Origin of the sequence: Streptomyces akebiae (assembly GCF_019599145.1) — a bacterium.
GTDB classification, from domain to species: Bacteria; Actinomycetota; Actinomycetes; order Streptomycetales; family Streptomycetaceae; genus Streptomyces; species Streptomyces akebiae.
Genome location: NZ_CP080648.1, coordinates 68,154 through 81,650, shown reverse-complemented (window position 1 = coordinate 81,650; position 13,497 = coordinate 68,154). Strand labels below are relative to the sequence as shown.

At 71.9% G+C, this 13,497-nt stretch carries 10 protein-coding genes and 1 pseudogene; 3 read left to right on the top strand and 8 right to left on the bottom strand.

From position 1 onward, the window contains the following. Nucleotides 1–18: 18 nt before the first annotated feature. Nucleotides 19–1,263, bottom strand: coding sequence for a cytochrome P450 (locus tag K1J60_RS44880; protein ID WP_220652059.1), 1,245 nt, complete (start codon nt 1,261–1,263; stop codon nt 19–21). Nucleotides 1,264–1,591: 328 nt separating this feature from the next. Here K1J60_RS44880 and K1J60_RS44875 point away from each other — a divergent pair, with 328 nt between their 5' ends. Beyond that, a complete protein-coding gene (locus K1J60_RS44875; RefSeq protein ID WP_220652058.1) occupies nt 1,592–2,659 on the top strand; it encodes a glucose-1-phosphate thymidylyltransferase in 1,068 nt (355 codons plus the stop codon). Then, the gene (gene rfbB, locus K1J60_RS44870) at nt 2,656–3,633 is read left to right on the top strand and encodes a dTDP-glucose 4,6-dehydratase (protein WP_220652057.1); all 978 of its coding nucleotides are present in this window, start codon (nt 2,656–2,658) and stop codon (nt 3,631–3,633) included. Before K1J60_RS44875 ends, rfbB begins: the two co-directional genes overlap by 4 nt. Before the next feature lie 81 nt (nt 3,634–3,714). Here the strand turns inward: rfbB and K1J60_RS44865 are convergent. The 5 genes and pseudogenes from K1J60_RS44865 to K1J60_RS44845 all read right to left on the bottom strand — a co-directional run. Then, nucleotides 3,715–3,900: pseudogene (locus K1J60_RS44865) on the bottom strand (fic family toxin-antitoxin system, toxin component); the annotation flags it as partial. 39 nt (nt 3,901–3,939) lie between these two features. Beyond that, a complete protein-coding gene (locus K1J60_RS46685) occupies nt 3,940–4,077 on the bottom strand; it encodes a hypothetical protein (protein ID WP_259408405.1) in 138 nt (45 codons plus the stop codon). A 219-nt stretch (nt 4,078–4,296) separates the two neighbouring features. Continuing rightward, nucleotides 4,297–5,355 (bottom strand): tetratricopeptide repeat protein, encoded by a 1,059-nt coding sequence (locus K1J60_RS44855; RefSeq protein ID WP_220652056.1) that lies wholly within the window; start codon nt 5,353–5,355, stop codon nt 4,297–4,299. 171 nt (nt 5,356–5,526) lie between these two features. After that, on the bottom strand, nt 5,527–5,994 hold the full coding sequence (locus tag K1J60_RS44850) for a phospholipase (RefSeq protein WP_259408404.1): 468 nt from the start codon (nt 5,992–5,994) through the stop codon (nt 5,527–5,529). 875 nt (nt 5,995–6,869) lie between these two features. Continuing rightward, nucleotides 6,870–7,262: a hypothetical protein gene (locus K1J60_RS44845; protein WP_220652054.1), complete on the bottom strand. Its 393-nt coding sequence runs from the start codon at nt 7,260–7,262 to the stop codon at nt 6,870–6,872. Nucleotides 7,263–7,977: 715 nt separating this feature from the next. Here K1J60_RS44845 and K1J60_RS47375 point away from each other — a divergent pair. Beyond that, entirely contained in the window at nt 7,978–8,538 is a 561-nt protein-coding gene (locus tag K1J60_RS47375) for a helix-turn-helix domain-containing protein (RefSeq protein ID WP_220652053.1), read from the top strand. Nucleotides 8,539–8,742: 204 nt separating this feature from the next. Here K1J60_RS47375 and K1J60_RS44835 read toward each other — a convergent pair whose 3' ends face one another. Together K1J60_RS44835 and K1J60_RS44830 are read right to left on the bottom strand one after the other, a co-directional pair. Further along, nucleotides 8,743–9,564, bottom strand: coding sequence for an AfsR/SARP family transcriptional regulator (locus K1J60_RS44835; RefSeq protein WP_220652052.1), 822 nt, complete (start codon nt 9,562–9,564; stop codon nt 8,743–8,745). Between the two features lie 555 nt (nt 9,565–10,119). Next, nucleotides 10,120–13,416: a condensation domain-containing protein gene (locus K1J60_RS44830; protein ID WP_220652051.1), complete on the bottom strand. Its 3,297-nt coding sequence runs from the start codon at nt 13,414–13,416 to the stop codon at nt 10,120–10,122. Nucleotides 13,417–13,497 lie beyond the last annotated feature (81 nt).

Here is a 13,497-nt window from a genome sequence, read left to right as displayed (position 1 = left end):
CACCGCGGCCCGCGGTGCTCAGCGCAGACCGACGGGGAACTGGAGCATCCCGCGAATGATGAAGGACCCGCGTCTGCGCACCGGTCCGGCCCGGTGGATCCCCGGCACCCGGGTGGCGAGCGCGGCGAGCGCGGTCTCCGCCTCCATCCGGGCGAGCGCGGCGCCGAGGCAGAAGTGGATGCCCGCCGAGAAGGCCAGGTTCTCCGGCCCGGGGTCCCGGGTGATGTCGAACCGTCCCGGGTCGGGATAGACCTCGGGGTCCCGGTTGGTCCCGCCCGCGCAGATCGCCACCTCCTCGCCGGCGGCGATCAGCTCGCCCTCCAGCTCGAGGTCGGTGTGCGCGATCCTGCGGTACTGCTGCACCGGCGGGTCGTGGCGCAGGGTCTCACGTACGACAGCGGGTGCCAGTGACGGATCGGCGACCAGCATGTCCCACTGCTCGGGGTTCTCCAGGAGGGCGAGCAGTCCGTTGCCGATCAGGTTGACGGTGGTCTCGGTACCGGCCAGCGGAAGGAACATGCACAGCGGGACCATCTCGTCCATGGTCAGCCGTCCGTCCTCGACCGCCGGGAGCAGATCGCTGATCAGGTCCTCGCGGGGGTCGGCCTTCCGTTCGTCGATGATGTCGTGGAACATCACCGTCATCTCCTCGATGGCCGCCGCCGCGCCCCGCGCGGCCTGGACGGTGGCCACGCCGTCGAGCAGATAGGCCATGCGGCGGCTGAGCCGGAAGAACAACTGCCGGTGGCGGGGCGGGATGCCGACCAGATCGCCGATCACCCGCAACGGGAGCTGCTGGGCGAAGGCCCTCATGAAGTTGACCTGGTCGCGACCCGCCAGCATCTCGTCGACCAGTTCGCCGGTGAACCGCTCGACGTGCGGCTGCCAATGGGCGAGCCTGCGCGGGTTGAGCGAGGGGGTGGCGAGCCGGCGCAGCCGGGTGTGGTCCGGCGGGTCGAGTCCGAGCATGGAGTTGTCGAACGGCATGAACTCGGGGGGCTTGGCCCCGTCCGCCGTACGGACTCCGAAGCGCCGGTCCCGCAGGATCCGGTTGGCGACACGGTGACTGGCGGTCGTCCAGGCGCCCACCGCGCTGCGGTGGAGCGCCCCGCGCTCGCGGAGCTGCTCGTAGAGCGGGTAGGGACTGTCGGGTACCAGCAGGATGGCGGCGTACGGATCGCCCTCCTCGGCCGTCCTGCGCAGGTACTCCTGCACCACGGTCGCCTGGTAACGCGCTCTGCGCTCCGCTTCGAGTTCGGACATCCGTCACCCCACCGCGCGTGGGACGGCCCGTCCGCCCCGACCGTCACGCTACGGCGAGACGCACCCCTAGCCTCAACCCCTACGTCCGCGGGATGCGCTGCGGGAGAGCCCGGAGACCCGGCGAGACGCGAAGGGTAGGGGTTTCCGCCGGTGGTCGTCCCTGCGTAGCTTCCGGTGAGGCTCAGTGTTCCGCGCCTGCACCAAGCGTTCCGCGCCGACGCCACATGAGCCCGTCAAGGCGCCGGGTCGTGTCAGTCCCCCGTCACGGCCCGGTTTTTTTCCGCCCGTTTGCTCCGTGGGGGTCGAGGCAGCGCAAGGACGATACGTCATGAAGGCACTCGTACTCGCGGGCGGCTACGGAACCAGGCTGCGCCCGCTCACCCACACTGGCGCCAAACAACTCGTCCCGGTGGCCAACAAACCCGTGCTCCACTACTGCATCGAGACGCTCGTGGACGCCTCCATCACCGACATCGGTGTGATCGTGGGCGACACCGCCGAGGAGATCAGAACCGCGCTCGGAGACGGCAGCGCCTTCGGTGCCAAGATCACCTACATTCCGCAGGACGAGCCGCTCGGTCTGGCGCACGCGGTTCTGGTGGCCCGCGACTACCTCGCCGAGGACGACTTCGTCATGTACCTGGGCGACAACTTCATCATCGGCGGCATCCACGACCTGGTCCGCGACTTCGAAGCCGAGAGGCCCGACGTCGGCATCATGCTGGCCCGCGTGGAGGACCCCACCGTCTACGGCGTGGCGGACGTCGCCCCCGACGGACAGGTGCTCCGGCTGGAGGAGAAGCCCCGGGACCCGGCCAGCGACCTCGCCGTCGTCGGCATCTACCTCTTCACCCCCGCGGTGCACGAGGCCGTACGGTCCATCGATCCGTCGGCGCGCGGCGAACTGGAGATCAGCGACGCCATCCAGTGGCTCCTCGACGAGGGCCGCACCGTGCGCTCCAGCATGATCAGCAACTACTGGAAGGACACCGGCGGCATCACCGAGCTGCTGGAGGCCAACCGGGCGGTGCTGGATCTGCTGGAGCCCTCCATGGATGGAGACGTGGACGCGGAGAGCGAGATCATCGGCAGGGTCCGGATCGAGCCGGGTGCCGTGGTCTCGCGGTCGCGGATCGTCGGTCCGGCCGTGATCGGCGCCGGCACGGAGGTGACCGCCTCGTACATCGGACCCTCGACGTCCGTGGCGGGGAACTGTGTGATCGACGCCAGTGAGATCGAGTTCTCTATCGTGCTGGAGAGTTCGTCGATCAGGGGTGTCGGCCGGATCGAGTCCTCGGTGATCGGCAGGGAAGCCCAGGTGACGCGCGCGGAGAACCTCCCGCGCAGCCACCGTCTCGTCCTCGGCGACCACAGCAAGGTACAGATCACGCCATGAGAATCCTCGTCACCGGTGGTGCCGGTTTCATCGGTTCGTGCTTCGTCCGGATGGCGCTCGGTCCGGAGGCACCCGCCCCGGTCTCGTCCGTCACCGTGCTCGACGCCCTCACCTACGCCGGCAACAGCGAGAACCTCGCTCCGCTGGCCGAGGACCGGCGTCTCGAGTTCGTCCACGGCGACATCCGGGACGCGACGCTCGTGGCCAAGCTCGTGCCCGGTCACGACGCCGTGGTGCACTTCGCCGCCGAGTCCCACGTGGACCGCTCCATCGCGGGCGCCGGCGAGTTCGTCAGCACCAACGTGCTGGGCACGCAGACGCTGCTGGACGCGGCGCTCCAGGAACGCCCGACCTTCCTGCACGTGTCCACCGACGAGGTGTACGGCTCGGTGGCCGAGGGATCGTGGACGGAGGAGGAGCCGCTGCGTCCCACCTCCCCGTACGCCGCTTCGAAGGCGTCCTCCGATCTGCTGGCACTCGCCTGCCACCGCACCCACGGGCTCGACGTGCGGGTCAGCCGGTGCTCGAACAACTACGGCCCCTACCAGTTCCCCGAGAAGGTCATCCCGCTGTTCACCACGTCCCTGCTGGACGGCGGCACCGTCCCGCTCTACGGAGACGGGCTCAACGTCCGAGACTGGTTGCACGTCGAGGACCACTGCCGCGCGCTCTTCGCGATCCTGCGGGACGGGCGGGCCGGCGAGGTCTACAACATCGGCGGCGGGCAGGAGCTTTCCAACCGGCAACTGACGGAACGACTGCTCAGCGCGTGCGGGGCGGACTGGAGCAGCGTGCTGGCGATCCCCGACCGCAAGGGACACGACCTGCGGTACTCGGTGGACTCGGGCAAGATCCGCGCAGAGTTGGGCTGGACCCCGCTCCACCGGTTCGAGGACGGACTCGACCGTACGATCGCCTGGTACCGGAACAACCGGGCCTGGTGGGAATCTCCGGCAAGTCACCTGGCTGAGTGAGGGCAGGGCGGCGCGTAGCCTGCCCGGGCGGGTCCAGGCAGGTACGGGAAGCCGTCCGCCGCGGCTGCTGGGGGGTGCCGGTCAGGTGGCCGTCGGCCAGGAACGCAGCAGGGCCGCGATTCCCGCGGTGGTGCAGGTGGGGTCGCGGAGGAGGTCACGCAGGGCGATCGCGTCCTCTCGGCTGGGTTTGAGGGGAATGCCGGACGCCTCGAGGTACAGGACGCCGGTTGCGGCCGCGACGGCCATGCTGGAGCGCTCCAACCAGCGGCGGACGTCGATGCGCAGGTCCATTACGCGGCGTGGGTCCTAGGTGGTCCGCTCTGCGTCCTCCGCCTCATCGAAGAGTGCCCGGTGTTCGTCGAGGAAGCGCGGGGCGGCGTCCAGGCCGCGTACGCGCAGGCCGTCGGCGTCTTCCCGGACGAGCCGGGCGATGCAGTCGCCCACGTTCAGTCCACGGTCCCTGGCTCGGGCCCCGGCGAGTTCCGCGACCTCGTCTTCGACTCGCGCACCCGACTGTGTCTTTGCCGTACGAGCACGGCAACAGCTGTTACCACCCGGCGGCCACCGTTGTGCGGGATGCCGGCCACGCTCTCCTCGCGTACGCCGCCGAGGCCCGGCTCGCGAAGCCGGTGGCGGAGCGGACGAGCCGGCTTCGACGGTGCGTCAGGCGGCGGCGTGCCGGATCGGGCCGCACGGTGGCACGGTGTCGCAGTCGGCCGCCAGGTGGGTGGACTTTCGCAGGAACGCGTCGGCGGCGGAGGATTCACCGATCACGTCCAGCGTGTGGGCGAAGTCCGCGAGGACGCGGGCGAGTTCGGGACGGTCCTCGCAGCGACGCAGTTCGGTCGCGGCACGGGCGAGGGTCCGGGTACGCAGCGCGGGCTCTTCCGTGGCGGCGAGCAGGCGCAGGGCGATGCCGTGGTACCGGGGGCCGATGGTGGGGGCCGCCGCGAGCTCCTCGACGAGCAGTGCGCGGGCCTGGTCGACGCGGCCGAGCCGGAGCAGTGTCTCGGCGACGTCGCTGCGCCAGGGCAGATGGGGCAGCCGGCCGGTGTCGTACCGGCGGGCCAGGCGGGCGATGGCCCCAAAGGCGGCGAGGGCCTCCTGGTGGCGGTGTGCGGCGAGGTGGAGACGGCCGCGGGCGCGCAGCCAGGGCAGGCTCTGCCAGGTGGGCTCGGGGCTGGACTGCTCGAGATGCGCGGCGGCTTCTTCGTACCGTCCCTGGGCCATGAGGGCTTTCGCGCGCAGCGCTGTGGGCCACAGACACAGGGGCGTGTGCTGTGAGCCGGTGGCGTTCTGTGCTGCGGCTGCTTCGTGCTCGGCGGCGGTGAGGTCGCCGAGTTGGAGCAGTGCTTCGGAGCCCAGGGCACGGAACGCGGCCGTCCAGGCGGGTGCCTGGACGGCCGGGTGGAGTTTCGCGCACCAGGCTGCCGTCCGACGGGGCCTGCCGGTGTGCAGCAGGACGCGGGCCGCGTGGAACAGGCGTGGGTACGCAGCGGGAGCCGGTGCGGTGGAGCGCAGGAGCCGTTCGGCTGTGCGGGGGTCGCGGGGGCGGGTGGCGGAGGGCGCCGCGTACCAGTGGGGTGCCGCGTACCAGTGGGGCACCGTGCCCTGCGGCCTGGTCCGGTCGCAGCGCGCGGGGTGGGTGTCGCGGGTGCCGGTTCCCGGGCTGCCGGACCGTCGTGGCGTGGTGGCCGGTTGGGCTGTCGGTGTGAGCGCCATCGTGTCAGTTAACCGGAGGCCGGAAGGATGGACCAAGGCTCTCCAACCGGTCTTGAGCGGTCCTCAGGTCGCCTGAGTGGCCGGGCCTCCGGCCGGTGCGCCGCCGCGGATCTCCGGCCGACGTCCCGTGCCCGGCACGGTCCGACAGGCCGTGCCGGGCACCGCGGACCGTCAGCCCACCACCGGGGAGCTGCCGAGGTTGACGACCGCCTGGTAGTACACCCAGGCGGTCGCGTTGCAGGAGGTCAGCTTCACACCGCTGTAGGCCGCGCAGACTCTCTTGAGGTCGGCGTGGAAGGCGTTGTCGATGCGTGCCTTGTTGGCGGGGAAGGCTCCTGCCTCCTTGTAGTTGCGGTAGCCGAAATCGTGCCGGGCGCACGACTTGTCGAACGGGAAGCCCAAGGGGTTGTCGGGGGACTTGGAGCAGAGATCGGTGGTCCAGTTGAAGGCGTAGGCGCTCCATGCGCCCTGGTTGGCGTGGGCCGCGGCCCACGCGTTGTAGCTGCTCGCGCTGGTCTGCGTCCAGGCGGCGAGCACCTGGTTCTTGTCGGCCGGGACGGCCGCCGCCGGTGTGGCGGCCAGCGCGCACAGGGCGAGGGCTGCGGACGTCACGGCGGTGGTGAACAGTCGACGGCGCACGGGTTCCTCCGGTGTGTCGTTCCTGTGGGAGACCTCAGCCTCGCGTCGGGACGGAGACACGGAGGTCGTTGCAGCGCGGCTCTGGGGCCGCTCGCTCGGGATTAGGGGGCTTCTGGGGCCACCGAGCAACCGGTGCGCGGTCGTTCGTGTCGCCCCACGGCCCTCAGGCAGGGCGGTGGCCATGGCGCGGGTACGGGTTGGTCATCGATGGCAGGCGGGGGCGAGGCCGGCGGACGGATGCCCATGGACGACGGCGGGCTGCTCCAGGACCGAGGCATGGGCTCGCACTCCGCCCTCCCTCGTACGTGCGCTGCCGGCTCCGTCCCGGGAGACAGGCTGAGCGGCCCGACCCCTGGGCCCTGCCGAGCTCGTCGTGCGTTCGCCTGTGGCCGCCCCTTCGGCAGCACACTGAGCCTGTTGTCGGCCCGGGCCGCGCCGTCCCCCGTCGCGGCCCGGGCACTTCTGCCCCGACATCGAGCGTGACTCAGGAGGAGACGGCTGCGCTGCATGGCGAGTTGGAGGCGTCCGCGGCGGAGGTTTTCGAGCCGTACGCGCGCAACGACCAACGCCGCCGACCCGGGTCACGCACGCCGGCCGGACACCCTTGGTCCACCGCTTCGTCGTGGGCGACCACAGCGAGGTTCGGATCACGCCGTGAGTCCGTGTCAGGGGCGGGCCGAAGTCACCGGCTCGTGCCTGATCCGGCCGACGATGTCCGGCGCCCGTGTTCCACCGCCTGACGGCACAGAGGCCCCCAGCCCCCGTGCGGGAGCTGGGGGCCTCTGTGCGGCCAATCCCCTGTGGGGCCTGGCATTCGTGCGGGTCGGACCGGCAGGAGCTCGCTCCGGCCGACCCGACGATGAGCCGGACCAGCCTCAGAGATTGACCGTGATCGTGCCGGTGATGGGGCCGAGCGGGGTCGGGACCGAGTAGTTGATGGTCGCCTGGGCCCCGGTGAACTTGCCACCGCTCCAGGAGCCGCTCACGCTGCCGAGGACACCCCCCTTGAGGGTGATCGTGCCCGAGCCGGTGCCGTCGGCGGCGATGGTGCCGGTGAAGGTCGCGCTGAGGGTGCCGAAGGGGGTCGAGACGGCGCAGGTACCCGAGACCTTGTTGCCCGAGACCGAGGCCGAACAGCTCGGCGCGGCGGCAGTCGTCTCGGCCACCGGAGCGGCAGCCGGAGCGGCGGCAGCGGCGGGAGCGGTGGCGACGGCGGCAGCGGCGACAGCACCGGCGCCGACCAGCATCACACGCGCAGCGAGTTTCATCAGTAACCCTCCATATTTCGGAATTGAATTCCCTTGACCACGTTGCGCGAATGACTCTCACATCGTTCCGAGTGGACGGCCACCCCTAATATGAATTCCAGCCCCCTATGGAGGGATCGAGGGAGAGCCGAACGCAAACATGAACGGATCGAAATTGGCAAGAATCCGCACGGCGTACAGCTTTCTTTATTCCCCCAGCCGAACAGGGAGTTTCCGCAAAAATCGCAGGATCAACGAGCATGTGGACAGGTTAATCAGCGGGCGGAAATGCGTCGTTCCCGCGTATCGCTGCCGCGCCGAGCCGATGGCCCTCTCGTCGGCGCGGGCAGAAGAGGCGTGCCGTACGCCGGGCTCCGTCCGGGCGATAGGGGTTCTTCCCGGCCCGAAATGTGCGCTGGGCGTCGCCCGTGGTTCGCCAGTGAATCGCGCGCCCGGTGCTTGTCAGCAGCGGTGAACGCCTTCCTGCTCGAGTCGGCCGGCGACCGTACGGAGCCGGCCCGCTCCCTGGCCGACCTGAGCGTGGCCCTCAGCAGCGCGGGCGAGCTCGACGGGGCGCGCGCGGTGTCCCGGCGCTCGGTCCAGGAGTCCACGTTCTGCCGGTCCGGCGTTCGTCCCGCTTACGCCGGGCCCGGCACGACCGGCGGACCCACCGGCGCCGACGAGCCCGGACGTCCGTGCCCCGGATGTCCGCGCCGACGAACAGCTCGGCGACGACATGTCCCTGCTCAGCGACGCGGAAGGACGGGGGGCGTTGCTCGCGGCACGCGGTTTCAGCAACCGTGACATCAGCCAGCAGTTGTTCATCACGGTGAGCACCGTCGAACAGCACCTGACCCGCGTCCACCGCAAGCTCGGTGTGAGCGGCCGACGTGCCCTGCCCGAACTGCTGCCCTCCCCCGGTTGCGGTCCGTCTGGCGGGCGGGCACGAGCGACGTCGACGGCCATCACCGCGTCCGTGCCCGGACGCGCGCTCGGCGGGTCGACTCACGGGGGACTGGCGTCGCCGGTCACCACCTCGTCCCGGCGAGCCGCCTCGTCGGCGCGACGGCGCGACGGCAGCGGTGTCACGGCGGGTCCCGGCCTGGCCGGTGCCGCGCTGTCAGCTGCCCTGTGTCAGGAAGCCAGCCGTTCCACGGCCCCGCTCGACGCCGGGCGGTCCACCGTCACGGTGAACGGCCTCCGGGTCGGCCCCCCGGTACCGGCCGGTCATGGACCTGTACGGCGAGCCGGTGCCGGCCGGCCGGGGGCCCGCCGCCCCGGTCGGGCAGCGGTATGACAACGGCCCCACCGTCGGGGCCGCGCGCGCCCGTCGGTGGGACGAGCCGGTCGTCCCGACGCGGGCTTGGGCGAAGCAGTGGCGCGTCACGGGCCGGCCGCGGGGCATGGCACGGCCTCCTTCTCGGATACACGCACCCCTGCGTACGGGTGCCAGTGGCGTCCGAACTTGGCCGGTCCCCCTGGAGAAACGCTCGACTGCCGCTCAGGCCGCGAACAAGTCGAAGGTGGAGGTTCGCTTGGGTCCCGCAGCCACGTCCAGCAAGGGGTCCACGGTGAGCATGGCCTGGTGCAGGCGCTGGAGCTGGGGCGACGGCTCGACGCCGAGCTCCTCGATCAGACGCAGCCGAAGTCTTCGGTAGGCCTCCAGTGCCGATCCCTGTCTGCCCGAGCGGTACAGCGCCACGATGGCCTGCGAGTGAAGTCCCTCGTGATGCGGGTGACGTGCAGTCAGTTCTGTCAGCTCGGCGAGGAGTTCGCAGTGCCGCCCGAGCCGCAGATCCGCGTCGATCCGCCGCTCCACCGCCACCAACCGGCTCTCCTCCATCCGCATGACCTCGATCTCGAGGATCGAGCCGAGCCGTACGTCCACCAGCGCGGGCCCGTTCCAGAGGTCCAGCGCGCGCCGGTATCGATCGGCCGACACCTCGTTGTCACCCGCCTCGAACGCCGCTCGGCCCTCCGCCACCAGGCATTCGTATGCGTGTACGTCGACGCTCTGCTCAGGTACCTGCAGCAGGTAGCCCCCGTGCCGGGTGGCGAGTACGTCCTTGGCGCCCGCCGGAGCGCTGGGCCCCATCGCCGTGCCGAGCCGCCGCCGCAGCTGGAGTATGTAGGTCTGGAGGGTGGTGAGCGCGCTATGCGGCGGCCGGGTGCCCCAGAGCTCCTCGAGGAGCGTCTGCACCGGCACCACCCGCCCCGGGTACAGCGCCAGCAGCGACAGGATCTGCCGCGGCTTACCCGCTGTCGGAACGATCGAACCCCCGTTGACCTCGGCGCCCAACGGACCCAGAACCTGAATCTTCACGTTCGCCCCCGTACTTCGTCGAGTTCCCCACAATGGTCAAGAACCTGCTCCCCTCGGCACGCTAGTCCGATCCCTCCGAAATGAGGGGTGATCTCAAGCCCGCCTCCAGCGCTCCTCCATGCCGGGTGCAGCCGCTCGGTCCCCCGAGCGCTCAAAGGCCTGTACGGCACCCTGAATCCCCCGACACCTGCGCCAGGTCAGTCCACCGCCACTCGCGCCGTTGGGCCGGCGCCCGTACGCCGTGCCGTGAGACAGCCACTCTGTCCCGCAGGTCCAAGATCGCTGGTCTTGGCACCGCTGCCGGCGTCACGCTCACCGCGAGCACTGGAACCGCCGCCCCGGGAGAAGGCGAGGGCGGCTGCACCACGCGGCCGGTCCGGGGGCCCGCCGTCGTGGAGCCGCCCGGTTCCTTCGGCGGCGCTGACGCCATGTGCCAACGAGCAGCCCCAGACCCGGAAATCATCGGGTCCTGACCTGCGGGGCAGGAGGAGCAGGGGGCAGCCGGACAGGCACGGCCCGGTGGCCGTCGACACGGGCCAGGCACATCACCGCGCCTCAAGCACCACTCCGCCGCCGGGCCGCCTCGTCCAGCAGCCGCGCGAGAGCGCGCACGGCCTCGTCGCTACCGGTGTCCGCCGTGAGCACGACAAGCGGCGGGGGGCCGCCGTCCGCCGCGACGCGGCGGGCCACCTCGTAAGCGCCGGCTCCCCCTCCCGAGAAGGCACCGAGCACCAGCAACCGCCCCTCCTCGGCCACCGGACGCACTACCTCGTACCAGGCCCGAATCCCTTCCGGAGTGGGCCGCAGCAGGATCATCGCCTCCGGTCCCGGGTACAGCCGGGACAGACGGGCGTACCAGGACCGGGGCGCACCGGGAGAGGGCACCAGACAGATCACCCCGCCCGTGCCGGGACGCAGGGTGACGAAGGCGGGTCCGGGTGTCGTGACGGCCGACAACTCGTCGAGGAACTCGGCGACGGGCCTGCACTCGTCGGCCACGTAAGGGAGTTCACGGAGCAGGCAGGCGCAGTGCGCCAACAAGCCGGTGGCGTCCGCCAGACGGGTGCGGTCGTGGTTCACGGTCAGCACCAGGCCACCCGTTTCGTCATGATGCGCGGCGAGCGTGACCGGGAAGGCGGTCGCGGCGCTTGTCGTCTCGGGAAACTCCATTCGGATGCCGTGCGCGGCGAGCGAGGGCTCCAGCCGGTCGAGCGGATTCAGCCCGGCCTCGAACACGATCAGGCTGTCGGCGGTCTCCTCCGCCTCCGCAGGCCCGTCCGGCCCGGTGCCCGTCCAGCCGTGGATCTGCCCGGCCGAGACCCACTCGTACGACGACAGCTCGATGGCCCGGTCACGCAGCGCGGCCAGAAGATCGGGCACGGTCGCGGCCGGGTCGACCTCGACCGATACGGGCAGCGGGTTACGCAGGGCGCCGGGCAGGCGCTCCACCCCGTCGAGCAGGATGCCGCGCCCGGACACCGTGACACTGAACCGCACCGGCGTCGGACCGTCGGCTCCGGCGGCCCGGTGCAGCAGCAGCGCCCAGGCGGCCTGCAGCGCCGTGCTCTCCGTGGCGCCCCACTGCGCGGCCCACGCGCTGAGGCGGGCCGCCTCGGAGGAGGCGAGCCGCACCCGGGCCCGGCCGGTGCCCGGCCCCTCGGCGGCGGGTGACGCCGTGGCATAGGCCGACACGGACGACGCGGCCCCGGGGAGGGGCGCGGCACGCAGCCAGAAGTCCCGTGCGGGAGCCAGGTCCTGGGCCGCGAGCCAGTGGGCGTGGTCGCGCACATCGGGACGCCGGTCGCCGCCCGGCAGTGTGCCGCCCGCCAGGTAGGCGCGGTAGAACTCCTCCAGGAGCAGGCGCACGCTCCAGGTGTCGAGCAGGGCATGGTGGTAGGTGAGCAGCACCCGCGTTGACGGCACGGGCACGTCGTCGTCGTGCAGGCCGTCGAACAGGGTGACCCGCAACGGCCCCGGTGTGCGCGGGTCGAGACCACGCCGCCGGTCGCCCGTCAGGACGTCGGGCCAGTGTGCGCCAGTGTGGGCCATCCGCACCACCTCGGGCACGACCCGGTCGTGGATCACGATCCCGGGCTCGGGCCCGTCGTCGAAGGCGGCCCTCAGTACGGCCTCCCGGTCGAAGACGGACTGCCAGGCCGCTGTGAACCGTGCGACGTCCAGCGGCCCGTGCCAGACCCAGCTGAGCTGCTCGATCTGCCGGCCCGTGCCGGGGTGCGCGTCGGCGTCGGCGAGGAGTTCGCGCTGCAGGGGGCTCGTCATGAGAGGGCGTGCCGTGGTGGACGGTGCGCCGGCGTCCCCCGCCAGGTCCTCCAGGACGTCCCGCAGTCCGGCCAGGAGCCGGGCGACGGACTCCTCGGTGATGCCGTCGCGGGCGGCGGGCAGCCAGTCGAGCCCGACGCTCAGCCGGCCGCCGCGCACCCGTACGTCGATGTCGAGCGCGTACGGGACGGCGCAGGCGGGCCACCGGACTCCGGAGACAGGCCCGGCTTCCCTGTCGGGAGTGAAACGCACCAGGACCGGCACGAGTTCCCGCAGAACGAGCCGGAGCGCCGGGTCGGGCGCGTGCTCGCGGCACGCGCCGAACGAGGCGCGCCCCACGTCGGCGAGGCTTCCGGCGGCCCGGCCGACGAACTCCCGCGCGTCCTCGCCCCACGCACCGTCGAGCAGCACGGGCTCGGTCTCGACGAGCGGCCCGACGGTCCGTGCGAGCGCGGGGCTGCCCTGGCGACCGTCGGTGCACACGTCGAAGGAGGCCCGCCCGGTGCCGCGCCACCGGGCGAGGGCCAGGCCGAGGGCACCGGTGAGCATCTGGGCCGGCGTGAGCCCGAACCTCCGGGGCAGGGCGCCGGTCAGCCGCCCGGTGACCGCTTTGCCCAGTGTGAAGCCGGGGTGGCGCACGGGGGTGACGTCCGGGAGGGGAGCACGAGGGCGGAACTCGGACGCGGCCGCGCGCCCTTCGGCGACGGTGCGCCAGCGGCCGGTCTCGCGGGAATCCGTGGCCACGGCCGGCAGGGAGGCGACCCAGCCCGTGTAGCGCACGGCCTCGGCGGGGAGTTCCTCGTCCGGCCGGGCCAGCGCGGCTACCAGGTCCGCCATGAGGATGCCCAACGAGACCTGGTCGACGACGAGTTCATGGGCCACCACCACGAGCCGGTGCCGCTTGCGCAGCAGCACGGCGCGCAGGGTGTGGCCGGTGGCGGGGTCCAGTCGGCGGCTCACGGCGGCGACGGCCTCGTGTTCACGGGCCCGGGGGGTGTCGTCGGCGGCCGTGCACGCGGTCTCGTATACGAGCGGGTCGGCGTGGATGCCGCCGCGGTCCTCCGTGTCGATTCGGGCGCCGAGCAGCGGGTGGGCTCTGACGAGGGCCCGCAGGACCCCGTCCACCCGCACCGGGTCGAGCGGCTCGGCCACGTCCAGCGCCGTCCAGGGGTGGACGAGGGGTGCGGCCTCGCGTCGCCGCACCAGGGCGAGCTGGGCCGGCCCGAGCGGGACGGCCGGCTTGTCGCGGGCGGTCAGGAGGTCCGCGACAAGCCCGGCGGGAAAGGCGTCGGGAGAGACGTGAACGCTCTCGGGCACGGCCGGAAAGGTCGCGGGGGCCTCCAGGTGCACCAGGTGGTGGCCGGGCCCGAGGCGCTGCAGCCGGTGGCGCCAGGGCCGGCCCCCGGGGGTGCGCGTGGCGGCGTGGTCGAGCGCCGCCGCCACACGGCCGGCGGTCAGGGGGCCGCGCACCTCCAGTACGGGCGGAGTGTCGTAGGGCGGTTGTCCGGGGTCGACGACCACGGTCGTCGCCACGTCGGCGAAGCGGGCATCGGCGTCACGGTCGTCGGTCATCGACTTCTCGGGGCGTGGCCCCTCCCCCTCTCACGTGGCGGTGCGGGCTTCCTGAGGTGCGTCACGACGGCACGTCCGGTC